The organism is Geminocystis herdmanii PCC 6308 (assembly GCF_000332235.1).
GTDB classification, from domain to species: Bacteria; Cyanobacteriota; Cyanobacteriia; order Cyanobacteriales; family Cyanobacteriaceae; genus Geminocystis; species Geminocystis herdmanii.
The window spans coordinates 4,140,932-4,162,943 of sequence record NZ_CM001775.1; the positions used below are offsets into that span (position 1 = coordinate 4,140,932).

Genomic DNA, 22,012 nt, shown 5'->3' on the forward strand with positions numbered 1-22,012 from the left:
AAGTATATCTCGATCGAAAAAATATTTAACTGTCTCCATAACATGACATAATAAGAGAATTATTTTACAGTTTAGGATCATATTAATTATGAGAAAAATAAACGCTATCATTCTCAGTTTATCTCTTTGTTTAATGCTGGTTTTTAACTTAGGTATTAATAGTGCAAACGCTACAGGAGTTTACGATTTACCCGTGATTAATGCAGGAGAAGATGTCTGGATTTTTGATGATGCTCAAGCTATCAGTAAAACCACAGAAGCCTCTTTAACCAATGAATTGAGAGATTTAGCAGAGAAAACAGGCAATGAATTACGCATCGTAGTTATTAACCGTCTTGACTATGATGAAACGATCGACTCTTTCACGGAGGAACTTTTTACTAAATGGTATCCCACGGAACAAGAGCAACAAAATCAAACTTTATTCGTCTTAGATACTCTAACCAATCGTACCGCCCTTGTGACAGGAGAGCAAGTGACTTCTGTGTTAAATTCAGAAATTACTGAAAGCGTACTAAAAGAAACCCTTACCGTACCCTTGAAAAGTTTACAGTATAATCAGGCTTTAATAGATATGAGCGATCGAGTTGTAGCTGTTTTGTCAGGGCAAGAAGACCCCGGAGCGCCTCAAATCAAAGAGGTGAATATTGATGGTACTTTTGCCACTGCCGAAGAAACAGACGATCGAAGTGCTACAATCTGGATGGTTGTACTGTTAGGATTAGCCACTTTAATACCCATGGTGACATATTTTTGGTATGTAGGTTTTCCGGGTAATTAGGGTACAATGAAAGTATGAAAGCATCGTATTTCATCTCTATCAATTTAATAAAAACCGATAATAAGAAAGAAAAATTATGCTAACAGATCCCTTTGTTATTCGATACTATCAAAAGTTAACCGATGGAATGGTGGATTTATGGCATAGAGGTAGTCGCTATGAGGAGTTGCGAATATTCATGGAAGGGTATCTTGCTTGTCTCCGTCTCACCAGCGTTATCGAAGGCTATCAAATCCATCGTTTAGAAGAAGAGGCTTTTCGTTTTCTACGAGACCCTTCTAATTTTGAACTAGCTATGCCCCAAATGCAACGAGAACATGATTACTATTAATCTAGTTCGATATTAATAAGTTCGATCTTGATCTTACCACTCGATCGAACTTGATGTTAATTTAATTCTACGCTGTCAGCATAGCTATAAAGTTCAATACCTAAATTTGTCGCTACGGGTTTAGCACGATCGTCCACCATAGGACAAATGACCATTTTACGATTGGCTTTACGTTGATGACGTTTTTCATAAAAAGCTACTTTTCGATCGAATATATACATTCCTGCTTTGTCAATAGAGGATTTGATTTCACAGAGAATCAGTAAACCATTTTTGATGATAACATCAATTTCCACTTGATCGGGTCTGCCAAACACTTCTCCTTCATCGTCAAATTCATTGACATTTAAGACTTGCACACCGAAGGATTCTTCTAGGATACCTTTAAGGGCATTACGGAAACTAGCTTCAGAATATAAGCCCCATCGTGACCCCAAAGCCCCGATGGTGCTATCATATTTTTTACTAAGTTTTTGGATTTCTGCTAACATCGCTTTATTTAGTTCATGTTGTTCATGCCATTGCTGTTTATTTTCTTCCCACTTGAGATTTTGTTCATCCCATTTAAGATTTTGTTGATGGATAAGCTCATCTAAACGGCGATTGTTTTCATCCCATTTGCGATTTTGTTCATCCCATTTACGATTTTGTTGGTGGATAAACTCATCTAAACGGCGATTATTTTCATCCCATTTACGATTTTGTTCTTCTCGATCGAGCTGTGCCATTTCACGATCGCGCTGTAATTCTGCTAAAATTCTGTCAAACTTACTTTCAGTTTCTTGTTTTGGTGCGTAATATTCTGATACGGTACGCATAATCAAGTCTCGAATTGATGGATTTTGAATTAATGTAGGTAACTGTTGTTCAATAATGTTTTTAATTTCAGCTTCTGTCATGGTTTTTATTTTTATCTACCACTTTATGTTTTCATTATAACCATCAAAGAATTTTATCGTTATTGATTATGTACAAAAATATTTTAGTGACGGGTGGTGCGGGATTTATCGGTTCAAATTTTGTCAATTATTGGGCGCAAAATCATCCTCAAGATAAAATTATCGTCTTAGATGCCCTCACCTATGCTGGAAATCGTCACAACCTAGCTAACTTAGAAAATAATCCTAATTTTTCTTTTATTCATGGGGATATTTGCGATCGAACCCTTGTAGATAATATCTTAGAAAAAGAGAATATCACCACTATTGCCCATTTTGCCGCCGAATCCCATGTCGATCGATCGATTTTAACACCTTCTGCTTTTATTCAAACGAACGTCATCGGCACATTTACCCTGTTAGAGAGTTTTCGTCATCATTGGGCGAAACAAAACCAACCCCAAGAATATCGTTTTCTCCATGTTTCCACCGATGAAGTTTATGGTAGTTTAGACATAGATGATCCCGCCTTTACCGAAAATACACCCTATGCACCCAATAGCCCTTATTCAGCATCAAAAGCAGGAAGTGATCATCTAGCCAGAGCTTATTATCACACCTATAATCTTCCCACAATTATCACTAATTGCTCCAACAATTATGGTGCGTATCATTTTCCTGAAAAACTTATCCCCTTAATGGTGATTAACATTTTATTAGGAAAACCCTTACCCGTTTATGGTGATGGGCAAAATATCAGAGATTGGTTATACGTTAAAGATCATTGTAGTGCCTTAGATGCGGTTTTACATCGAGGAAAAACAGGAGAAACCTATAATATTGGAGGGAATAACGAAGTAAAAAATATTGACTTAGTGAAGTTAATCTGTCAAATTATGGACGAAATTGCTCCTGATTTACCCGTCAAACCATCATCTCAACTTATCACTTTTGTTAAAGACAGATTAGGGCACGATCGAAGATATGCTATTAATAGTACTAAACTAAAAACAGAACTTAATTGGCAACCATCAATAAATATAGAAACAGGATTAAGAGAAACCTTGCAATGGTATGTTAACAACCCTCAATGGTGGCAACCCTTACTATCCGCCGACTATCAAAACTACTATCAACAAGTGTATAAAAAATAAGCAGTAGAGTGGGAAAAACCCAGCGCCTCTACTACTATTTAGTGAATAGTGAATAACGAATAGTTATTACTTATTGTACCAGAGAAATTAAGATAAATCAATGAAACAATTTTTTGAATTTGAAGCCGATTTTGTTGCATCATTACGTTGTATTCCCATGATAGTTAGATTTAAACTAGATACTTGTGGCGTTAAATTAAAACTTCATCACTGGCATAATTTTAAGCAATTAGAAAAAGAAATCTTAGTTAACAAACCCTGTGAAACTACCGCACAAATTACAGAATATCGTCAATATTTACGGGATTTAGTCTATGATAAAACGGGAGAATATCCTAAAGATTTAGATATAGATCAACAACCATTATGGTTTAAAATAGACTCAATACCTGTTGATATACAGAAAAAAGTTAAAGAATTTGATTTTGAGTTAAAGTTATATCAATGGCAAAATTTACAGCCTTTACAAAGATTTGCTTTAATAAAATTAAGTCGCCCTAGTCATGAAAATAATAATTTTATTCCTGCTTTAAAAGAATTTAATTTACTATAGTATTCTCTTATCATGAATCAAAAATAACTTCTTTAATAAACCTCTTGCAAAATAAAAAGTAAAATCTATTTTAGGGTGAAAAACATAAATTTCTTAACTTATTACTCATTACTCGAATTCTGCAAGAAGTCTAATGAAGCTACACTATTCCTAAAAAATAAAAGAATACTCTCAACTCCTAACTTCTAACTCTATCTCCTCTCCTCATCAAAAGACTTTTTGAGCAAACCCTAATTAATTCCAGATTATGTTTAGAAAAAAAAGTAAAATTTGACTCAATTAGTATATTATAGTTAATGAACAAAAATTAAAAAACTATTTTGTATATTTACTTAAAATAGATAAGATAGATAGTTTAAATCTTTAGGAAAATAGACGTAAATGGCAACAAAAAAACAACAACCCCTGACAGGAAAAGAGTTACTTAAAACTGTGAAAAAATTAGGTAATGTATCACGGGAAGTAAAAGCGATCGAATGTGGTTATTATACTTTGACAGATAATGGTCAAAAAAGAGTTAGCATGGTTAAATTTCTTAATGCTTTAATTGAAGCGGAAGGAATCAATCTTGATAACGAAACCGCTATTGATAGTAAAAAAAGAGGCAGAAGTGCTAATTTCCGCATCAATGTACAATCTAATGGTAATCTCTCCATCGGCAAAGCCTATACTGATAAAATGGGTTTAAAACCGGGGGATGAATTTGAGGTTGTTTTAGGCAGAAAAAATATCCATCTTCGACAACTCACTGACTAATTTTATTGTCAAAAATTCCTGTGGAATATCTCAATAAAATGTTGACACTCCCACTTCTCAAGACAGTGGGATTTTTCTTGATACAATTTTTTAATGACTTCTTCCATCAATTTTTATTTTGTCCGGGTAATGTACGATTAACTTTAGCGGGTAATAAAATTTTGCCTTTTTGACTATAACCCACAAAACGAATATATACTTTTTCATTTGGGGTTAAATTTTCTTCATCCGTATAGTGTATTAAGGGATTATAAGATACTTTTTCCCATGGTTTTCCAATGGATTCTATTTCCCATTTACTTAATATTTTATCTAGGGGCGCTAGTAAGGGAATCAAATTTTTTGCAGGAAAATCTGGTTTCAGTTTTACCATCACTTTAGCTGTGGGATAATTGGCTAATAGGGTTTGCAATAATTCAAAGGATTTTTTCTGCCAATCTTTAATTAATTGTGGAGGTAATGTTTCTATTTCTTCATTCAATGCCAGACATTTTTTTTCTAATGTCTCTATTTGCTTTTCCAGATTGGTAACTTGTATTTCTGATTGTTGTTGAGATTTTAAATATTCATCTTCATTATATTCTAGTCGATCGATCGTTATTTGTAATTGGGTTTCTAAAGCCTCTATTTTTTTTGTTGCTAAAATCAAATCCGCAGTTTTCATTTGCAATTGCATTTCTAACTCTTTAATTTTGCCAGAATCTAAAGATAAAATCTCCTGAGATTGAGATTTTTTTCCCTCAAGAAAAGATTTATCCTCTCGTCTTAGGGTAATTAAAAATCCACAACTTCCTAGCCATAGTAAAACACCTAAAGAAAAATAACTTAAATCTATCATGACTATTTTTAATGATCATCATTTAGAGAATTTGACACTTAACACTTTTTTATTTTAAAACTCATGGGTCTATTTTTATCTACTAATCCTAAATCATTTGTCAATTAGACTTCTCCAGAAAATATTTTGAATCGATTTTTAGTAGTTTAATAATACTTAAACACTATAGAATTTTAGGTATTACTTGGTTAAATATGAGGAATGCCTATGGTAAATTTTAAATTGTTAATTTTTATTGATTCAGGCAAAATATAATCTTCGGAGTCTTCGGAGTCTTCGGAGTCTTCCAAGTCATTCATCGAGGCAAACCCTAATTAATACTTCTTTTTATGATAATAAATTCTTTTCCTACCACGGCATTCCTAGCTAATAAGTTACCCTTAATATCTAATAAATTAAATTTGTAAAAATCTAAACTTTTCACTTTATCTATTATATCATTAACCAAGTTATTTTGTTCTCCTTCACTTAATCCGTACCAATCATCACTAATATAAATTATTAAATTATTTTGGTTTAAGTTAGCTGTTATTTTGACAATTAATTTTTTACCATACTTATTAGTAATTAAATCTATTTGTTCTTTAATATTTGTTAATAAATATTCTTCTGGTGTTAAAGGTAATTTAATTTCAGTTTCACTAATTATATCTTCTTTTATATCTTCTGTTTTTTCTATGTTTGTTTGTGTTTCTAAACTTTGATTTTCTTCTGGAATAAATTCATCTATGGGTTTTTCATTAACTATTATATCTTCGATCGAGCCTATATCTTTAACTTCTTCCTCTGTATCGATACTATTGGTTATTTCTATTGCTTGATTTGTTTCGACAATATCTTGTTTTGCTTCTGGAATATTTATAGCTAAATTGGGAACATTTTGAGGCTTTAAAAATCCCAAAAATAAATTAATAGATATACTTATTATCAAAAATATTGCTAAAAATAAATTAATTTTGGGTGCTTTAACTTTCTTCACCTTTTTTGATGAAGGAGATTCTTTAAAGTCTTCAATTTCAGCAAAAGAAATATTATTTTCGGCAAAATTATTAACTTCTTGGAGATTATTTATTTCGGGAATATTAGCATTTTTTAACTGTAAATAATCAACCAAAGCATTACTAGATTCTACTAAATCATCTACAATGGTTAAACTAGGTAAATCTTTTATTTTTTGCTGATTAATTATGTCAATGGATTTCTGCAATTGAATCATCGTTCTTTTTAAAGATTTTTTGATTTCGATCGACACATTAGGGTTAAAATTTTCTGGGGTATTAGCCATAAACTAAAAAATAAAATCACTCAATAAATAAACAAAAAAAAGATGTTCGACATAAAAATAAAATGGATTATTTATATCTCGATCGCAATACTATGTGTAAGTTGTAACCTAGAAAAACCACCGTTAGAATTTGCACCAAATCCTAGTATAATTGAAAAAGCTCTAAGATTTAAACTAGAACATCAACAAGACTCTTTAAGTAGGCAATTAAGACAAAAAAAGCCACAATTTACTCTTACTCAGATTAATGTCATCAAAATTGAACCGATGATTCTTTTTAATCTACCGACATATCATTTAGAAGGAACATACAAAATTATATTAGAGAAAAATACCTATAAAAAAAGATTAATTAATAATACATTCAACCTTGATTTACAAAGACAGTCAAGGGGAAAAACCTGGAGAATATTAATGAAAACTGAGAATAAAAAATCAGTAAAATATTCAAGTTATTTAATTTACTAATATGTATTTTACTTTACAATTTATATTTTCCCCTCAAGATATTATATAAATTATGAATTAAACTCATCACGATGGAAACAAAGCCTAAACTATATATAATTAGCCATGAAATTACTTCTTTTAGATGATTTAGTAGAACAAGGAATTTCTCCCACAGAAATTCAAAAGTCTTTAACTCTAACCTGCTTTGCTAAAACCTTTCGCCGTCAATCTGTACTTCCCAAAAAGTTTAAAGAAAAAGCATTAAATATCTGTCAAGAAATGGGGCAATCAGGGCAAGAAACTTTTATCCTTGAGACAAATTATTCTTATACTATATGGGTGGAAGAAGAAAACATTAAAGAGCAGAAAAAAGCATCTAATGTAACATCTATTAATAGTAAATTAGATAACAAAAAAAATATAGAAAATGATACTTTACCTGTATCTTTCCCTAGAGAAAATGATGAAAAATTAGGAGTTACTACATCATTTATGGAGAAAAAAGAGATTGATAGTAAACAAACATTTATTCCTTCAACATATAATCTTTTTGACATTGCCTCCTCTAATGATTTACAAGATAATGTTAGACAAATTAGAGAAGATAAAAAAGTTTCTTCTGTTTCTAGGGAAATTTTAGAAGAGGTTAAAACTTATCGAGGAGTTGTTGTCAATCAATCTTTAAAATCTCAACCCATAGTAGAGGAAACATCCCCATTAAAGCAAAAGGTAAAACCTAGAACATATCGTGGTATTACTTATTGATGAACTATTCAACACTTGTTTTTACAGTGGTACTTCCTAATCGAATCCATACTATTATTTTGACAGAACTATTGTTCTACCTCAAAGCCGAAATCACTCTTAAAATTTATTACACAAAACTTCTGCTAAAATCAAAGCTAGGCAAAATAATCTTAGCCTAGCCAACACTCACAAATTCTACCAAATACTCATCAAGTCACTAATTTGATGTTACAAAAAAACTCTTGTCTAATTTATAAGTATTTCTCCTGTCTCCTAACTCCTCTCTCCTCTCTCCTACCCTCATCAAAAGACTCTGAAACAAACCTTCAGCATAATCTATGATTTGGCTTATTGGAGGAACTTCTGACAGTGTTTCGATCGCACACTTACTCATCAAACATCAGTTAAATTTTATCATAACTGTTACCACGAACACCGCAACGCAACTTTATCAATCCATTTCTTCTCAATGTCAAATTTTTGTCGGTAAACTTTCACCATCAGAAATACCTCAATTCCTCACAAAACATCATATTTCCCTTGTTATCGATGCCTCTCATCCTTTTGCTGTCAATATCTCGCACACAGTAATTAAACACTGTCAAGAATTATCATTACCCTATTTACGATATGAGCGCCCGAATATAACACAATCCACCTCCCTTTCCTCTATTTCCTCTTTGGAATCCCTCCTTAAAGAAAACTCTCCTCTCCACCATAAAAGAGTATTATTAACCATTGGAGCTAAATTTTTACATCTATTCCGCAATTATCATCCTAAGGCTACCCTTTACGCCCGAATCCTACCCTATCCAGAGTCTATTAACCTAGCCTATGAAGCTAATTTTTCCTGCGATCGAATTATAGCACTTCGTCCCCCCATTTCTCCCGAATTAGAAAAAGCCCTATGGCAAATGTGGAATATTGACATCGTTGTTACCAAAGCAGGAGGAAAACCCGGAGGAGAAGACATCAAACAGAAAATTTCCCAAGAATTAAATATTCCCCTTATCGTCATTGAAAGACCAAAAATAGACTATCCTTTGGTTATAAATAATATAGAAGAAGTTAATACTTTTCTTGCATCCTTATTAGATTTATCCAAAAATTAAATTTTCAATAATTAGGGTTTGCTGAATAAATCAGAAAGCTATAAAAATCAAAGGTTTAGACATAATACATTCACCAAAAAGTGTGCAGTTTTAAGGATTTTTATTCAAAAATTCAACACTTTTAACCTTATTTTTTAAAATACAACTATACTTATTCTATCTATTAACAGCATCAAAACCTTGATGTTTCAGTATTTCTCCTATCTCCTGTCTCCTAACTCCTATCTCCCTAATCGATAAAGACTATGAGGCAAACCCTAATTATTTAACCTAACACCTCTCCCCATCAAAATACTTTTTCATCACACCCTAATTGTTTGCGATCGCTTTTTGATATAATTGCTTAACTGAATTTAAAATTTGATCAAGCATTGATTTTTTAGTTAAAGTATTAGGGTCTAAATTTTCTAAATGATTTAATAGTTTCGCCTCTTGCATATCCACATCACCATCACTATAAATTAACGCACTAATATTTTCAAATAATTTTTCATAATCTTTGATAGTGGGATTGTTGCCTAAATATTCCTCTAACCATTCATAACATTGAGGCGGATTAACAGGCTTGATTTCCGATAGCAAAGACTTAATTTCAGCGTCATCACTAAGGTTATTTTCCCCTACGACTTTTTGTAAATATTTTCTTTCTTCAGGTTGAATAATACCATCAATCCATGCTGTACCTACTAAAATTTTTACCAATAATTTAGTTTGATTTTGAGTTGTCATAATGTTAGTTTCCTTTAATTAATTTAGCCATGAAAAAACCATCCATATCATCTATCGGTGGAAATATTTTTACTATCCCCTTTGATGGTATCGAAAAATTCGACATTGAATCATTATTTTTGTCGGCTAATTGCCATGAGGGATTTTTTGCTAAAAACTGATTAATAATATCCTCATTTTCACTTTTATTTAAAGTACAAGTAGAATAAACTAATACACCGCCATTTTTAACCCATTTTGCCGAATTTTCCAGCATTTTAAGCTGTAATTCTGTTAAAGGTTTTATCTCCTCTGGTTTTTTGCGCCAACGAATATCAGGATTTTTATGTAATGTACCTAACCCTGAACAGGGTACATCCACTAATACTCTATCTGCTTTATTTTCCCATGTCGTCAACTCGCTACTATCTGCTTCTTCCACTTGGATAGATTTTAGTTGTAATCTTTCTACATTCTCCGTAACTTTTTTTAATCTTGAAAGAGATCGATCGAACCCTATAATATTACCAGTATCCCCCATTAACTCCGCTATATGAGTAGTTTTCCCCCCCGGTGCGGCACAAGCATCGATAATAGTTTCATGGGGTTGAGGATTAAGAAAATGGGCGACAAGTTGCGCACTACCATCTTGAATTGTAAATAAACCCTCTTTAAAACAGTCTAATTGAGTGATATTTCCTGCGGATTTTGTCAGTCTTAAACCTTGCGGAAGATGAGGTAAAAAACTGGTTTCTATACCATTATTTAATAATATTTCCTGTAAGTTTTCCCTCGAAATTTTTAAGGTATTAACTCTTAAATCAATACTAGGAATTTGGTTATACCATTCTAATAACTTTCTCGTTTGTTTCACATTAAATTGTTCGATAAAAAGAGCAACTAACCAATCGGGAAAACTATATTTCACCCCTAAACGGGGAATAAAATCATCAGGTAAAATTAAAGGGTCTTCTTTTTCTGATAATCTAAGGTACGATCGAAGGATACCATTTATCACCCCTGATAATTTCGACAACCCATTATTTTTAGCTAAATCAACGCTAGTATTCACCGCCGCCGACTCAGGAATTTTATCCAGATACCGTAATTGATATAACCCTATTTGTAAAATTATACGCAGGTTTAAAGGTTGTTGAGATGCCTTTTTTGTAGCTAATTGATTAATCAGACTATCTAAAGTACGTTTACGCCTGACGATACCATACACCAATTCTGACACTAGATGTCGATCGAAAGCAGAAATAGAAGAATTACTCAAAACTCTTTCCAAAGCAATATCAGTATAAGCCTTTTGTTGATAGATATTTTGTAAAGCCTGAAAAGCCAATTGACGGGAATTATTCATAAAAAAAGATGTTATAGTGAGTAACGAAATAGACGTTATTTTAATTCTAATTCTTAATTCTTAATTCTTAATTCTTAATTCTTAATTCTTAATTCTTAATTCTTAATTCTTAATTCTTAATTCTTAATTCTTAATTCTTAATTCTTAATTCTTAATTATGTCAAAAAATATTGCACCTTGGAGAACTTATTTACAAAAAGCACTACACAAAAATCGTTCCAACCTATTCAGTCGTTATTTTGCTTTAGCTACCGTCACAAAAACAGGTTATCCTGCCAATAGAATGGTAGTTTTTAGAGGCTTTTTAGATAATAGTAATAAACTAGAAATAATTACAGATATTCGCAGTCAAAAAATAGAAGATTTAAGTCATAATTCCTACGGTGAAATTTGTTGGTATTTTGCCAAAACAAGAGAACAATTTAGAATAACAGGAAAAATAGAAATAATCACCGCCCATGACGATAATCAAGAGTTGCTAAAAGAACGTCAAAAAATATGGCAAAAACTAAGTTTAGCAGGAAAAGAACAATTTTATTGGGAAAATCCTAGAGAATTATCGATCGAAAATAGTGAGATTCCTACGGTAGATATTGATGAGGAAAAACCGATAGAAAATTTTTGCTTATTATTATTAAATCCTGAAATTGTGGATCATTTAGAATTAAAAGGCAATCCACAAAATCGTCATATTTACGAGATGGATAATGAGGAAAAATGGCACATGAAAAAAGTTAATCCTTAGTTTTTTTCAATGCTTTAACCTAACACCTAAAACCTAATACCTTCCCCCATTAAAAAACTATGAGGCAACGCTTACTTAACAATCGTAGTATAAAGAAAACTCGTAAGGATGAGGACGAAGACGCATAGGGTTAACCTCGTTATCTAGCTTATACTCAATCCAGTTTTCGATAAAGTCTGTAGTAAATACACCACAATCCGTTAAGAAACCATGATCTTTTTCTAAGGCTTCTAAAGCCGCTTCTAATGAGCCGGGAGTGGAAGGAATTTTGCTTAATTCTTCAGGAGATAAGTCGTAAATGTCCACGTCAAAAGGCTCACCCGGATCGATTTGATTCTTAATACCATCGATACCAGCACATAACATGGCGGCAAATGCTAAGTAAGGATTGCTTGTAGCATCAGGACAACGGAACTCAATACGTTTCGCTTTGGGGTTACTACCCGATAAAGGAATACGGATAGAAGCCGATCGATTTCCTTGAGAGTAAGCTAAGTTTACAGGAGCTTCAAAACCCGGAACTAAGCGTTTGTAGGAGTTAGTGGTAGGATTAGTTAATGCTAAAAGAGCAGGAGCGTGTCTGATGATACCACCAATATACCATAAAGCCATTTGACTTAAACCAGCGTATTTGTCACCAGCGAATAAAGGTACACCGTTATTCCAGATAGATTGGTGAGTGTGCATACCAGAACCATTATCATTAAATAAAGGTTTAGGCATAAAAGTCACAGTTTTGCCGTATTTTTTCGCTACGTTTTTGATGACATATTTATAAGTCATTAAATAGTCTGCCGCTTCCACGAGGGTAGAAAATTTAATACCTAATTCATTTTGTCCACCCGTTGCCACTTCATGGTGATGTTTTTCGATGGGTACTCCACATTCTGCCATAGTTAAGAGCATTTCTGTACGAATATCTTGGGTTGTATCCGTAGGTGCAACGGGGAAATAACCTTGCTTGTAACCCGGTTTATAACCTAAGTTTCCACCTTCTTCTACTCTACCAGAGTTCCAACGTCCTTCCACACTGTCCACATAGTAGTAACCTTTGTTTTCAGTTTGATCAAAACGAACATCATCAAAGATGAAAAATTCGGCTTCGGGTCCAATATAAACAGTGTCACCGATACCACTAGAGGCTAAATATTCTACAGCTTTAGCCGCAATACTACGAGGGTCTCTCGAATACCATTCACCCGTACGAGGTTCTTTGATACGACAAATCATACTCAAAGTAGGTTCAGCATAGAAAGGATCGATCCATGCGGTGTTAGGATCGGGTACCATACACATATCTGAGTCATTAATGGCTTTCCAACCACGAATACTTGAACCATCAAAAGCTACACCTTCAATGAAAGAGTTTTCATCGATTTGATCATAATAAAATGAACAATGTTGCCATATACCGGGAGTATCAATAAATTTTAGGTCAATAATTTTAATTTTTTGATCTTGAATCATTTTCAAGACTTCTTGGGGGGTACTAGGCATTAACTATTTCTCCTTTACTTACTTTATTTATTTAACCACTCAAACACTTAATGCTAAGGATAGATTTATCTTTGTTTTGTAGCTATTGATACATAATCTTCAAATCACCTCAGTTGTTGATTGCAGGTGTCAGGTGTCAGGTGTCACCTGAGTTTAATATAAAGTTTCGGTGGTATAAAAGTGACAAGTATCCAGTGTTAGGTATTAGGTTAAAGAATTCACAAAAAATATATCTTAATTGATTTTCTTATTTTAAATTCTTTATATTAATTAATCAATGTTCGAGAAATCTTTACCTGATACCGATGAAACCTATTAAAATTTAACATATAAATGAGTGCGTAACGTCAGTTAAAATTATCTTAAAGATCATTAATCACAGAAAAGATGAATCATTTACAACACTATTTCGATGCAGAAGAAAAGAAAAGTTTTGAGTTACCCGGTGCTAAACCCCATTATAATCCCGATCGAGCAGGACAAGTAGGACATATCGCCCTTGATTTAGCTTTAGATATAGACAATCAAAGTTTCGGCGGTACTTGCACTATAACCCTAACTCCTGTTCGATCGAACATCAAACAATTAAATTTAGATGCAGTGGACTTGACTATTAGCGCCGTTTTAGTGGATAATATTAGTCAATCTTTTAATTATGATGGGGAAATCCTGACTATAAACCTATCAGAAGCCACAACCGATAAGGATTTAAAGATTTCGATCGAGTATAGCAAAGAAAAACCCCAACGAGGCTTATACTTTATCGCCCCCGATGAACATTACCCAAATAAACCCTCCCAAGTGTGGACACAAGGAGAAGACGAAGATTCGAGATACTGGTTTCCTTGTTTCGACTATCCGGGGCAATTGGCAACATCAGAAATAAAAATAACAGTACCCTCAGATTATATTGCTATCTCCAATGGCGAGTTATTTAAGACAGAAGAAAAAGACGGTAAAAAAATTTATCATTGGTTGCAATTCCAAGTGCATCCCACTTATTTAATGACGTTAGCAGTAGGAAAATTTGCGGAAATTGAGGATAAATGGCAAGACATCCCCGTTAATTATTATGTGGAAAAAGGCAAAGAAACCGAAGCTAAAATTAGCATGGGTAAAACTCCAAAAATGATTGAATTTTTCTCTCAAAAATACGGTTATTCTTACCCCTATTCTAAATATGCTCAAGTCTGTGTCGATGACTTTATTTTCGGCGGTATGGAAAATACTTCAACTACCATCCTAACCGATCGATGTCTCCTCGATGAAAAAGCCTCCCTTGATAACCGCAACACCGAGAGTTTAGTTGCTCACGAGTTGGCGCATCAATGGTTTGGGGATTTAGTGGTAATTAAACATTGGAGTCACGCATGGATTAAAGAGGGAGCGGCTTCCTATGCAGAAGTATTATGGACTGAATACGAATACGGTAAAGACGAGGGCGCTTATTATTTACTAGGGGAGGCAAGAAATTATTTTCAGGAGGATTCTTCCCGTTATCGCCGTCCTATTGTTACCAATGTTTACAGAGAAGCTATTGAATTGTACGATCGACATTTGTACGAAAAAGGTGCTTGTGTTTATCACATGATTAGGGGGATTTTGGGAGAGGAGTTATTTGATAAATTTATTCATAGTTTTATTAATAAAAATGCCCATAAAACTGTCGAAACTATTGATTTATTACGCTCGATCGAAGAATCAACAGGTTATAATTTAAGTCCTCTTTTTGATCAATATGTCTTTAGGGGAGGGCATCCAGATTTTAATATTAATTATAGTTGGGATAGTGATAGTAAGTTAGCCATAGTAAAGATTAAGCAAACTCAAGCTAAAGAAAAAGATGGTAAATTTATCGACTTATTCGATTTAAAAATACCCTTCGCTTTTGGTTATCTTAAAGAAGGAGAAAAGCCTGTTTTAAATACAGTTTCTCTCAAACTTAATCAACTGGAGCAAATTTTTTATTTTCCCTTACAAGAGAAGCCCGATTTTATCTCTTTTGATGTCGGTAATTATCACTTAAAAACTGTTAAATTAGAATACGGATTTAGTGAATTAAAAAATCAGTTAAATCATGATCCTGATGTGATTTCTCGCATTTATGCTACGATGGCTATTGGTAAAAAAGGTAACTTAGAAGCAGTAAAAGCCTTAGAGTATGCCCTTGAAAACGAGAGATTTTGGGGAGTAAAAGTCGAAATTGTCAAACAATTGGGCAAAATTAAGCTAAATCAGGCAATGGAAGTCTTAATTAACCACCTTAACGACACAAATCCTAAAGTCAGAAAAGCCATAGTGGAAGCCTTAACCCACCACAAAAACGAAGCCAGTTACAACGCTTTGAAAAATATCGTCATCAACGGTGATGCTAGTTACTATGTGGAGTCGTCTGCTATCAACGGTTTAGGGAAGTTAACCACTGGTAGCCTTGAAGATAAAGAAGAAGAAGTTATTACTCTCCTTGAGGAAATTTTAACAGAAAAAAGCGGTTGGAATGAGGTAATTCGATCGAGCGCTATTACCGCTTTAAGTCACCTCAAAACCAACGAAAAAGCCGTTGACATCATCGCTAAATATACCATTTTGGGTACTCCTCAACCCCTGCGCCTGACGGCAATTCGTAGCTTAGGCTCGATCGCTAAAGGACAAAAATCTGATAAACTAACCTTTATCCTCGAAAAATTCGAGTCTCTGATGTCAGATACCTTCTTTTTGACTCAAATGTCATTAATCGGCGGTTTAGGGCAAATAGAAGACTCTCAAGCTATCGCTCTATTAACAAATTTAGCGGATAGCACCCCTGATGGTAGAGTGAAAAGACGTGCCGAGGAGGCAATTAATGGAGTAAGAGGTAAACTAGGTAAAGATAAGACGATGAAAGACTTACAACAAGCTATGGATAAGTTAAAAGAGGAAAACCAAGACTTACAAAGCCGTCTCGCTAAATTAGAAACAACAAACAATTAAGAATGGAGAATGGAGAATTGAGAATGGAGAATTGAGAATTGAGAATTAAAAACTTATCAATTTTTCTTCTAATCCCCTAATCCCCTAATCCCCTAATCTCCTAGTCTTCTAGTCTCCTAGTCTCCTAGTCTCCTAGTCTCCTAGTCTCCCCAACACCCTAATACCCTAACACCCCAACCCCCTTTCCGATACCTATTACTGACTGATGGAAATATGTCGAGAGGTGATAAGCGCTAAATCCGAAAGGTTATCGATGGTTTCTAAGTAGGGGAAATAGCCTAACACTGGCACTTGAGTTAAGGATTCTACTAACTCTTTGGGTGTCCATTTATTTATATCTTCCTCACTACAGGCATTGACACAGTTAAAAATAATCCCTTTTAATTTGACTTTGTGATGTCGAGCTAAGGCTACATTTGCCACTGTCTGGGCGATCGAACCTAATTTCACAGGTACGACTAATATAGTATCTAAACGCCAAGTACCTGCGATGTCGGCAATAGTTAACTCGTTTGTAATGGGAGAGCCTAAACCGCCTAAACCTTCTACGAAGACTAAATCACAGGTTTTTTGTAATTGTAACAGATTTTGCCAGATAATGCTTAAATCGATCGAGCGGTTTTCTAATGCGGCGGCAATGGGAGGCGCTACGGGAGTATCAAACCGTAAGGGTGTAATCACATCATCAAAAAACCGTTGATAAAATTCTGCATCTCCTTCTATGCCAGTTTGTAACAACTTCATTAACCCTGTTTTCACTTTGGGAAAATACTGCTGATAATACGCCCTTAAAGCTGTGGTAATGATGGTTTTTCCTGCATCTGTATCTGTACTAGCAATTAATAAAGTGTTCATGAATTTTAATATATTGTATGTTACCTCGATCGAACTCTAAGAAACCCTGTTATTGATAAAGTTTGAACAAGCTAACAAAATTTTACCAGTTTTCAAGAATTAAATTTAGTAAAGTATTACTGAAAATCAATTTAACTAATGTTTAAATCAATTCTTGCTACTATCTCCTATCTCCTATCTCCTATCTCCTATCTCCTATCTCCTATCTCCTATATTTACCACTTCTTATAAGGTAAAAACTTACCACACATTGTAACTTTAACTCGATCGCCCTTAGGGTCTTCCACTTTATCCACATCTAGGGTAAAATCGATGGCACTCATGATACCATCCCCAAATTTTTCTTGAATCACATCCTTGAGAGGCATTCCATAAACCTGCATAATTTCGTAAAAACGATAAATCAGAGGATCAGTAGGAATTATCGGGTCTAAAGAGCCTTTTAATGGGGGTATAGTTAATTCTTCAGCAAACTCAGGGGATAACCCTAAAGCCTCTACTAACTTTTTCGCTTCCGTCTCATCAGCGGTAGCTTGACGGTAGATGACGGAAGCAATCCAAACTTCATCTCTACCTAAAATTTCTTCTAATTGGGCAAATGTAACTCCTTTTGCTTTTTTTGCACTTAATAAAGTTTGCGTAATTTGTGCGATCGCCATATTTTTTTTCCTTTTTATTATTAACTAAAATTATCCTTCATGCCTCTTAAACGCCCAAAAACCCTAGTAGGTTCATCGAAACCCATAGCCTGTTTAATTTTGGGGTTATCCCACCGTAAAAAAGGATTGGTTAATTTCTCGATTTCGATCGAAGATGGTATGGTAGGAATATCTTGAGTTCGATCGATCTTAACCTGTTCATAGCGTTTTTGTAAATCTGGGTTATTGGTATCCACCGTCACCGCAAATTTTAAATTACTGAGGGTGTATTCGTGAGCACACCATACCCTCGTGGAATCAGGAAGATTACGAAACTTCCTTAAAGAGTTTACCATGTCCGTTGGTGTACCTTCAAACAATCTACCGCAACCCCCTGCAAATAAAGTATCACCGCAGAATAACTCCCCCCAACCTGAATCTTCTATCGGTGGAAAATAGTAAGCAATATGAGCGTAAGTATGACCGGGTACAAAGTAAATATTAGCCTGTCTTCCTGCAAATTCTACAGTATCCCCCTCCTGTAAAAAGACTTCTTGACGAGGAATTCTACCTTTGTCTTTTACTCCCCCATAGACAACAGCACGAGGATAATGTTCTAATAATTCCTTATTACCTCCCACATGATCAAGATGATGGTGAGTATTAAAAATAGCCACCAAATCCGCACCTAATTTCTCTATTTCTGCTAAAACTGGTTTCGCTTCCGCAGGATCAACTACGGCGACTTGATTATTATTAACATCATGGAGGAGAAATATGTAGTTATCGCTTAATACGGGAATCCTAATAATTTTCATAGTAATAATTACATAAAATAGACTCTTTTTAATATAACAAAATTTCGTCTTAAGATTCTTTTATCTCAGAACTAATGATACTTTAAAACTCGAATTTAAAACTATTAACTCTTAGCTATTAATTATTTATTAAAAATATCAATTATGGCTTGTTTTTGTTCTTCATCATAACCCCATTTAGTTAAGAATTGTTGATACAATCCCTCTTTGCATTCGATCGAACTAATTAATTGTTGAATTTTAATCGAGATTTCAGCTAAAGATAATTGTTGAATAAAATTTAAACTTCTTTGAGTTACCCTAGCAGATTTTTGAGCCATTTCTAAATTATTATTTCTGGTATGAGTGATGCCCATTGCCGTTGACATTGCCACATTTTTAACTAATAATTCGCTGACAATTTCAGGAGATTTTTTTAACCCTTCAATGATACTTAAATCTGTTCGATCGATCACTTCATTCTCACTGGTTAAATAGGTAACAAAAAAACCTCTTGCCCCATTTTCTGTTAATACTAAAGCAGATACGATCGAGCTTTTTTCTGAGTCTGATAATTCTGGTATTGTATTAATAAATTGTGCCGTTAAATCGATGGCTTCTTCAAAGGAAATTTCAGGAGATGCAATTAAATTCATTAATTTAGGAAATAAGTATAATATTTTTAGTATTTATGTTTATTGTGCAACATTTGTTATCAAGAATAAGTCATTTTAACAAACATCTTTTATATGTTATAACAGATTTATCGACATTCGGATTAAGTATCATGGCTTCTTTATCATCTCAACAAGAGATTTTTCACGTCAGTAATCGATTAACTTTTGGCATGACGGCAACAGATATTAATGACATTAATCAACAAGGTGTTAATAATTTTATTCAAAAACAATTAAATACTAAAACTACTGACTTACAAAAATATTTAACTGCAAAAATTAGTCAATATGAAGGTTTAAAAATGACAGTAGCAGAAATCTTTAAAAACTATCATTTTCCCTATATTTCACCAACAAATAACTTACAAGGTTTATCTCCTGAAGAAAGAAAAATATGGCAGCAAAAGAGAAAACAATTTGTACAAAATGCTCTAAATTTAAAAGTTGATAAATCGGTGACAAATTCTGCTCAATTAAACGAATTAATGACAGATTTTTGGTTAAATCATTTTAGTATTTTTATTGATAAAGAACCTAATCTTCAAAGATTTATTACCAGTAACTATGAAACAAATGCGATACAACCTTATGCTTTAGGCAAGTTTCGAGATTTATTACAGTCAACGGCACAACATCCATCGATGATCATATATTTGGATAATAACAGAAATATAGTTCCAAATCCAAAGACAAAAAGAGGATTAAATGAAAACTATGCCAGAGAATTAATGGAGTTGCACACTTTGGGCGTTGATGGTGGTTACACCCAAGAAGATGTTATGAGTTTAACCCGTATTTTAACAGGTTGGGGGGTGATCAATAAAAACACTCCTCAAAATGCCAATGGATTTTATTTTCATGAAAAATTACATGATTATAGTGATAAAAAATTTTTAGGTCATACCATCAAAGGTTCAGGTATAGAAGAAGTATATCAAGTATTAGATATTTTAGCTTATCATCCCTCTACTGCTCATCATATTTGTTATAAATTAGCTCAATTTTTTGTGGCGGATAATCCTCCTGATAGTCTGGTTAAAAAATTAGCAAAAAGTTTTCTCGATAGTCAAGGAAATATCAAAATTGTTCTGCAAAATTTATTTGGTAGTGATGAATTTTGGGATGTAAAATATTATGCAAATAAGTTTAAAACTCCTTATCAATATGTTATTTCTGTTATGAGAATGAGTAATATTAAAAAATCTAATTTTAATCCTATAATTGCTAGTTTAAAAGATTTAGAAATGCGTCCTTATTATTGTGTTACTCCCGATGGTTATAAAAATATTCAATCAGCGTGGTTAAGTCCTTCTGCTATGATGAATAGAGTTCGTTTTGCTACTTTAGTTGCTGATAGTAAAATGGGTAATACTTCTCAAATTAATGGTGAACAATTAATTCCTCTCATTGATAATTTTTTATCGAAGCAAACTCTTAATACCGTGAAAAGTGTCGATCGAAAGTTGCAATCGGCGTTAATTTTAGGCAGTCCAGAAATGATGTATAAATAATGGAGAATGGAAAATTGAGAATGAAAAATTGAAAAATAATAACTAAATATTTACACATTATGAAAAGAAGAAAAATTTTACAACAAATGGCGTTATTCACTGGTAGCTTGATGATTCCAGTGGGGGTAAATGGTTGGGTAAGTCAAACTTTAGGCAAAACCCTTTCATCAAAAAAATTAATTGTAATTTTCCTGCGAGGAGGCGTAGATGGTTTAAGTGTGGTTGTACCTTATCAAGAAAATGAGTACTACGACAATCGACCGACGATCGCACTTCCTGAACCCCATGAAAAAAATGGGGTGTTAGATTTAGATGGTTATTTTGGCTTAAATCCAGTCTTGAAAGATTTGATACCTCTATGGAAGAAAAAAGAACTTACCTTTATTCATGGTTGCGGATTAACTACTAACACTCGATCGCACTTTCAAGCGCAATATTACATGGAAAATGGTACTCCCGATAAAAATATTACAGAAGGTTGGATGAATCGTTTATTAGGGATATTATCAGAGCAAAATCCCACCCAAGCCGTGAATGTAGGATTAACTACCCCTCAAATCTTAAATGGTTCAATACCAGTAGCTAACTTGCCTAGAGGTCAAGATAGCATACAACAACAACAGATCGATCGATCGGGATTAAATCAGTATTTCGATCGACTTTATAGTAGTGAAGATGCGGTGAGTTTAGCCTATCAGCAAGGTAAAAAAGCTCGTGAAATATTTATGAAAGAATTAGAAAAAGACATGATGGAAGCATCAAAAAACGCCCCCTCTTCTTCTCAATTTGTACAAGAAGCCAAGCAAATGGCTACCTTAATGAAAGGACAAGCTAACACTCAATTAGGTTTCATCGATTTAGGACAATGGGACACCCATGTTAATCAATCTACCAGACTCGATCGATTATTGAAACCATTAGGAGAAGGATTAGCTACTTTAGTCAAAGAATTAGGAAACACTTATAATGATACAACTATTGTCGTCATGTCAGAATTTGGACGTACTGTCAAAGAAAACGGTAACAAAGGAACAGATCATGGTAGAGGTAATGTAATGTGGATTATCGGCAAAAATGTTAAAGGTGGACAATTTCATGGTGAATGGTCAACATTACAAGAAAAAGAATTATTTGAAGGTAGAGATATTGATGTTACGACAGATTTTCGTGAACCAATTAGTAATATACTAAAAACTTTTAACTTATCGGATCAAGTAATTAGTCAAATTTTTCCTAATTTTCAGTCCAAAAATAACTTAAATTTTCTGCAAATATAAAGCGAAGTACATTAATTATAAGTGATCATCCGAACTTGAGATAATAACCCTTTCCGTAAAACAGGCATCTTGCTTGTCATATTTTT

Annotated in this window: 22 protein-coding genes; 12 read left to right on the forward strand and 10 right to left on the reverse strand. The window is 33.5% G+C overall.

Features of this window, described 5'->3' with window-relative positions:
- The first annotated feature begins 88 nt into the window (after positions 1-88).
- Together psb32 and SYN6308_RS20610 are read left to right on the forward strand one after the other, a co-directional pair.
- Positions 89-781 (forward strand): photosystem II repair protein Psb32, encoded by a 693-nt coding sequence (psb32, locus tag SYN6308_RS20605; protein WP_017296361.1) that lies wholly within the window; start codon positions 89-91, stop codon positions 779-781.
- A gap of 76 nt (positions 782-857) precedes the next feature.
- Positions 858-1,112, forward strand: a complete 255-nt coding sequence (locus SYN6308_RS20610) for a DUF6761 family protein (protein WP_017296362.1) — start codon at positions 858-860, stop codon at positions 1,110-1,112.
- Between the two features lie 56 nt (positions 1,113-1,168).
- Here the strand turns inward: SYN6308_RS20610 and SYN6308_RS20615 are convergent, their stop codons facing one another.
- On the reverse strand, positions 1,169-2,011 hold the full coding sequence (locus tag SYN6308_RS20615; protein ID WP_017296363.1) for a PD-(D/E)XK nuclease family protein: 843 nt from the start codon (positions 2,009-2,011) through the stop codon (positions 1,169-1,171).
- Positions 2,012-2,079: 68 nt separating this feature from the next.
- Between SYN6308_RS20615 and rfbB the strand changes: the two genes are divergently transcribed.
- The 3 genes from rfbB to SYN6308_RS20630 all read left to right on the forward strand — a co-directional run bounded on the left by rfbB (position 2,080) and on the right by SYN6308_RS20630 (position 4,453).
- Complete coding sequence (gene rfbB, locus SYN6308_RS20620; protein ID WP_017296364.1) at positions 2,080-3,144, forward strand: dTDP-glucose 4,6-dehydratase; 1,065 nt, start codon at positions 2,080-2,082, stop codon at positions 3,142-3,144.
- Between the two features lie 100 nt (positions 3,145-3,244).
- Positions 3,245-3,697, forward strand: coding sequence for a nitrate reductase associated protein (locus SYN6308_RS20625; RefSeq protein ID WP_017296365.1), 453 nt, complete (start codon positions 3,245-3,247; stop codon positions 3,695-3,697).
- 381 nt (positions 3,698-4,078) lie between these two features.
- Positions 4,079-4,453, forward strand: coding sequence for an AbrB family transcriptional regulator (locus SYN6308_RS20630; RefSeq protein WP_017296366.1), 375 nt, complete (start codon positions 4,079-4,081; stop codon positions 4,451-4,453).
- A 106-nt stretch (positions 4,454-4,559) separates the two neighbouring features.
- On the opposite strand, the gene SYN6308_RS23630 is transcribed toward SYN6308_RS20630, so the two are convergent.
- Positions 4,560-5,291, reverse strand: a complete 732-nt coding sequence (locus tag SYN6308_RS23630; RefSeq protein ID WP_017296367.1) for a hypothetical protein — start codon at positions 5,289-5,291, stop codon at positions 4,560-4,562.
- A 310-nt stretch (positions 5,292-5,601) separates the two neighbouring features.
- Complete coding sequence (locus tag SYN6308_RS23635) at positions 5,602-6,576, reverse strand: hypothetical protein (protein WP_017296369.1); 975 nt, start codon at positions 6,574-6,576, stop codon at positions 5,602-5,604.
- 42 nt (positions 6,577-6,618) lie between these two features.
- Between SYN6308_RS23635 and SYN6308_RS20650 the strand changes: the two genes are divergently transcribed.
- The 3 genes from SYN6308_RS20650 (at position 6,619) to SYN6308_RS20660 (ending at position 8,885) form a co-directional block, all read left to right on the forward strand.
- Positions 6,619-7,044, forward strand: coding sequence for a hypothetical protein (locus tag SYN6308_RS20650; protein WP_017296370.1), 426 nt, complete (start codon positions 6,619-6,621; stop codon positions 7,042-7,044).
- A gap of 105 nt (positions 7,045-7,149) precedes the next feature.
- On the forward strand, positions 7,150-7,791 hold the full coding sequence (locus SYN6308_RS20655; RefSeq protein WP_017296371.1) for a hypothetical protein: 642 nt from the start codon (positions 7,150-7,152) through the stop codon (positions 7,789-7,791).
- 320 nt (positions 7,792-8,111) lie between these two features.
- Positions 8,112-8,885, forward strand: coding sequence for a cobalt-precorrin-6A reductase (locus SYN6308_RS20660; RefSeq protein ID WP_017296372.1), 774 nt, complete (start codon positions 8,112-8,114; stop codon positions 8,883-8,885).
- A gap of 309 nt (positions 8,886-9,194) precedes the next feature.
- Here SYN6308_RS20660 and SYN6308_RS20665 read toward each other — a convergent pair whose 3' ends face one another.
- Both SYN6308_RS20665 and SYN6308_RS20670 read right to left on the reverse strand, forming a co-directional pair.
- Positions 9,195-9,614: a tellurite resistance TerB family protein gene (locus SYN6308_RS20665; protein WP_017296373.1), complete on the reverse strand. Its 420-nt coding sequence runs from the start codon at positions 9,612-9,614 to the stop codon at positions 9,195-9,197.
- Between the two features lie 4 nt (positions 9,615-9,618).
- The gene (locus SYN6308_RS20670) at positions 9,619-10,959 is read right to left on the reverse strand and encodes a 16S rRNA (cytosine(967)-C(5))-methyltransferase (RefSeq protein WP_017296374.1); all 1,341 of its coding nucleotides are present in this window, start codon (positions 10,957-10,959) and stop codon (positions 9,619-9,621) included.
- A 157-nt stretch (positions 10,960-11,116) separates the two neighbouring features.
- On the opposite strand from SYN6308_RS20670, the gene SYN6308_RS20675 reads away from it, so the two are divergent.
- Positions 11,117-11,704 (forward strand): Npun_F5749 family FMN-dependent PPOX-type flavoprotein, encoded by a 588-nt coding sequence (locus SYN6308_RS20675; RefSeq protein ID WP_017296375.1) that lies wholly within the window; start codon positions 11,117-11,119, stop codon positions 11,702-11,704.
- Between the two features lie 75 nt (positions 11,705-11,779).
- Here SYN6308_RS20675 and glnA read toward each other — a convergent pair whose 3' ends face one another.
- Positions 11,780-13,201 carry a type I glutamate--ammonia ligase gene (glnA, locus tag SYN6308_RS20680; RefSeq protein ID WP_017296376.1) on the reverse strand — a complete coding sequence of 474 codons (1,422 nt, stop codon included), beginning with the start codon at positions 13,199-13,201 and terminating at the stop codon, positions 11,780-11,782.
- Between the two features lie 387 nt (positions 13,202-13,588).
- Here glnA and SYN6308_RS20685 point away from each other — a divergent pair, with 387 nt between their 5' ends.
- The gene (locus SYN6308_RS20685; RefSeq protein ID WP_017296377.1) at positions 13,589-16,171 is read left to right on the forward strand and encodes a M1 family metallopeptidase; all 2,583 of its coding nucleotides are present in this window, start codon (positions 13,589-13,591) and stop codon (positions 16,169-16,171) included.
- Positions 16,172-16,366: 195 nt separating this feature from the next.
- On the opposite strand, the gene bioD is transcribed toward SYN6308_RS20685, so the two are convergent.
- From bioD to SYN6308_RS20705, 4 genes are all read right to left on the reverse strand, one after another.
- On the reverse strand, positions 16,367-17,026 hold the full coding sequence (gene bioD / locus SYN6308_RS20690) for a dethiobiotin synthase (protein ID WP_017296378.1): 660 nt from the start codon (positions 17,024-17,026) through the stop codon (positions 16,367-16,369).
- A gap of 215 nt (positions 17,027-17,241) precedes the next feature.
- Positions 17,242-17,685 (reverse strand): cyanase, encoded by a 444-nt coding sequence (gene cynS, locus SYN6308_RS20695; protein WP_017296379.1) that lies wholly within the window; start codon positions 17,683-17,685, stop codon positions 17,242-17,244.
- A 20-nt stretch (positions 17,686-17,705) separates the two neighbouring features.
- Positions 17,706-18,482, reverse strand: a complete 777-nt coding sequence (gene gloB / locus SYN6308_RS20700; protein ID WP_017296380.1) for a hydroxyacylglutathione hydrolase — start codon at positions 18,480-18,482, stop codon at positions 17,706-17,708.
- A gap of 122 nt (positions 18,483-18,604) precedes the next feature.
- The gene (locus SYN6308_RS20705; protein ID WP_017296381.1) at positions 18,605-19,117 is read right to left on the reverse strand and encodes a hypothetical protein; all 513 of its coding nucleotides are present in this window, start codon (positions 19,115-19,117) and stop codon (positions 18,605-18,607) included.
- Between the two features lie 131 nt (positions 19,118-19,248).
- On the opposite strand from SYN6308_RS20705, the gene SYN6308_RS20710 reads away from it, so the two are divergent.
- On the forward strand, positions 19,249-20,649 hold the full coding sequence (locus SYN6308_RS20710; protein WP_017296382.1) for a DUF1800 domain-containing protein: 1,401 nt from the start codon (positions 19,249-19,251) through the stop codon (positions 20,647-20,649).
- Between the two features lie 59 nt (positions 20,650-20,708).
- Positions 20,709-21,926 carry a DUF1501 domain-containing protein gene (locus tag SYN6308_RS20715; RefSeq protein WP_017296383.1) on the forward strand — a complete coding sequence of 406 codons (1,218 nt, stop codon included), beginning with the start codon at positions 20,709-20,711 and terminating at the stop codon, positions 21,924-21,926.
- Positions 21,927-22,012 lie beyond the last annotated feature (86 nt).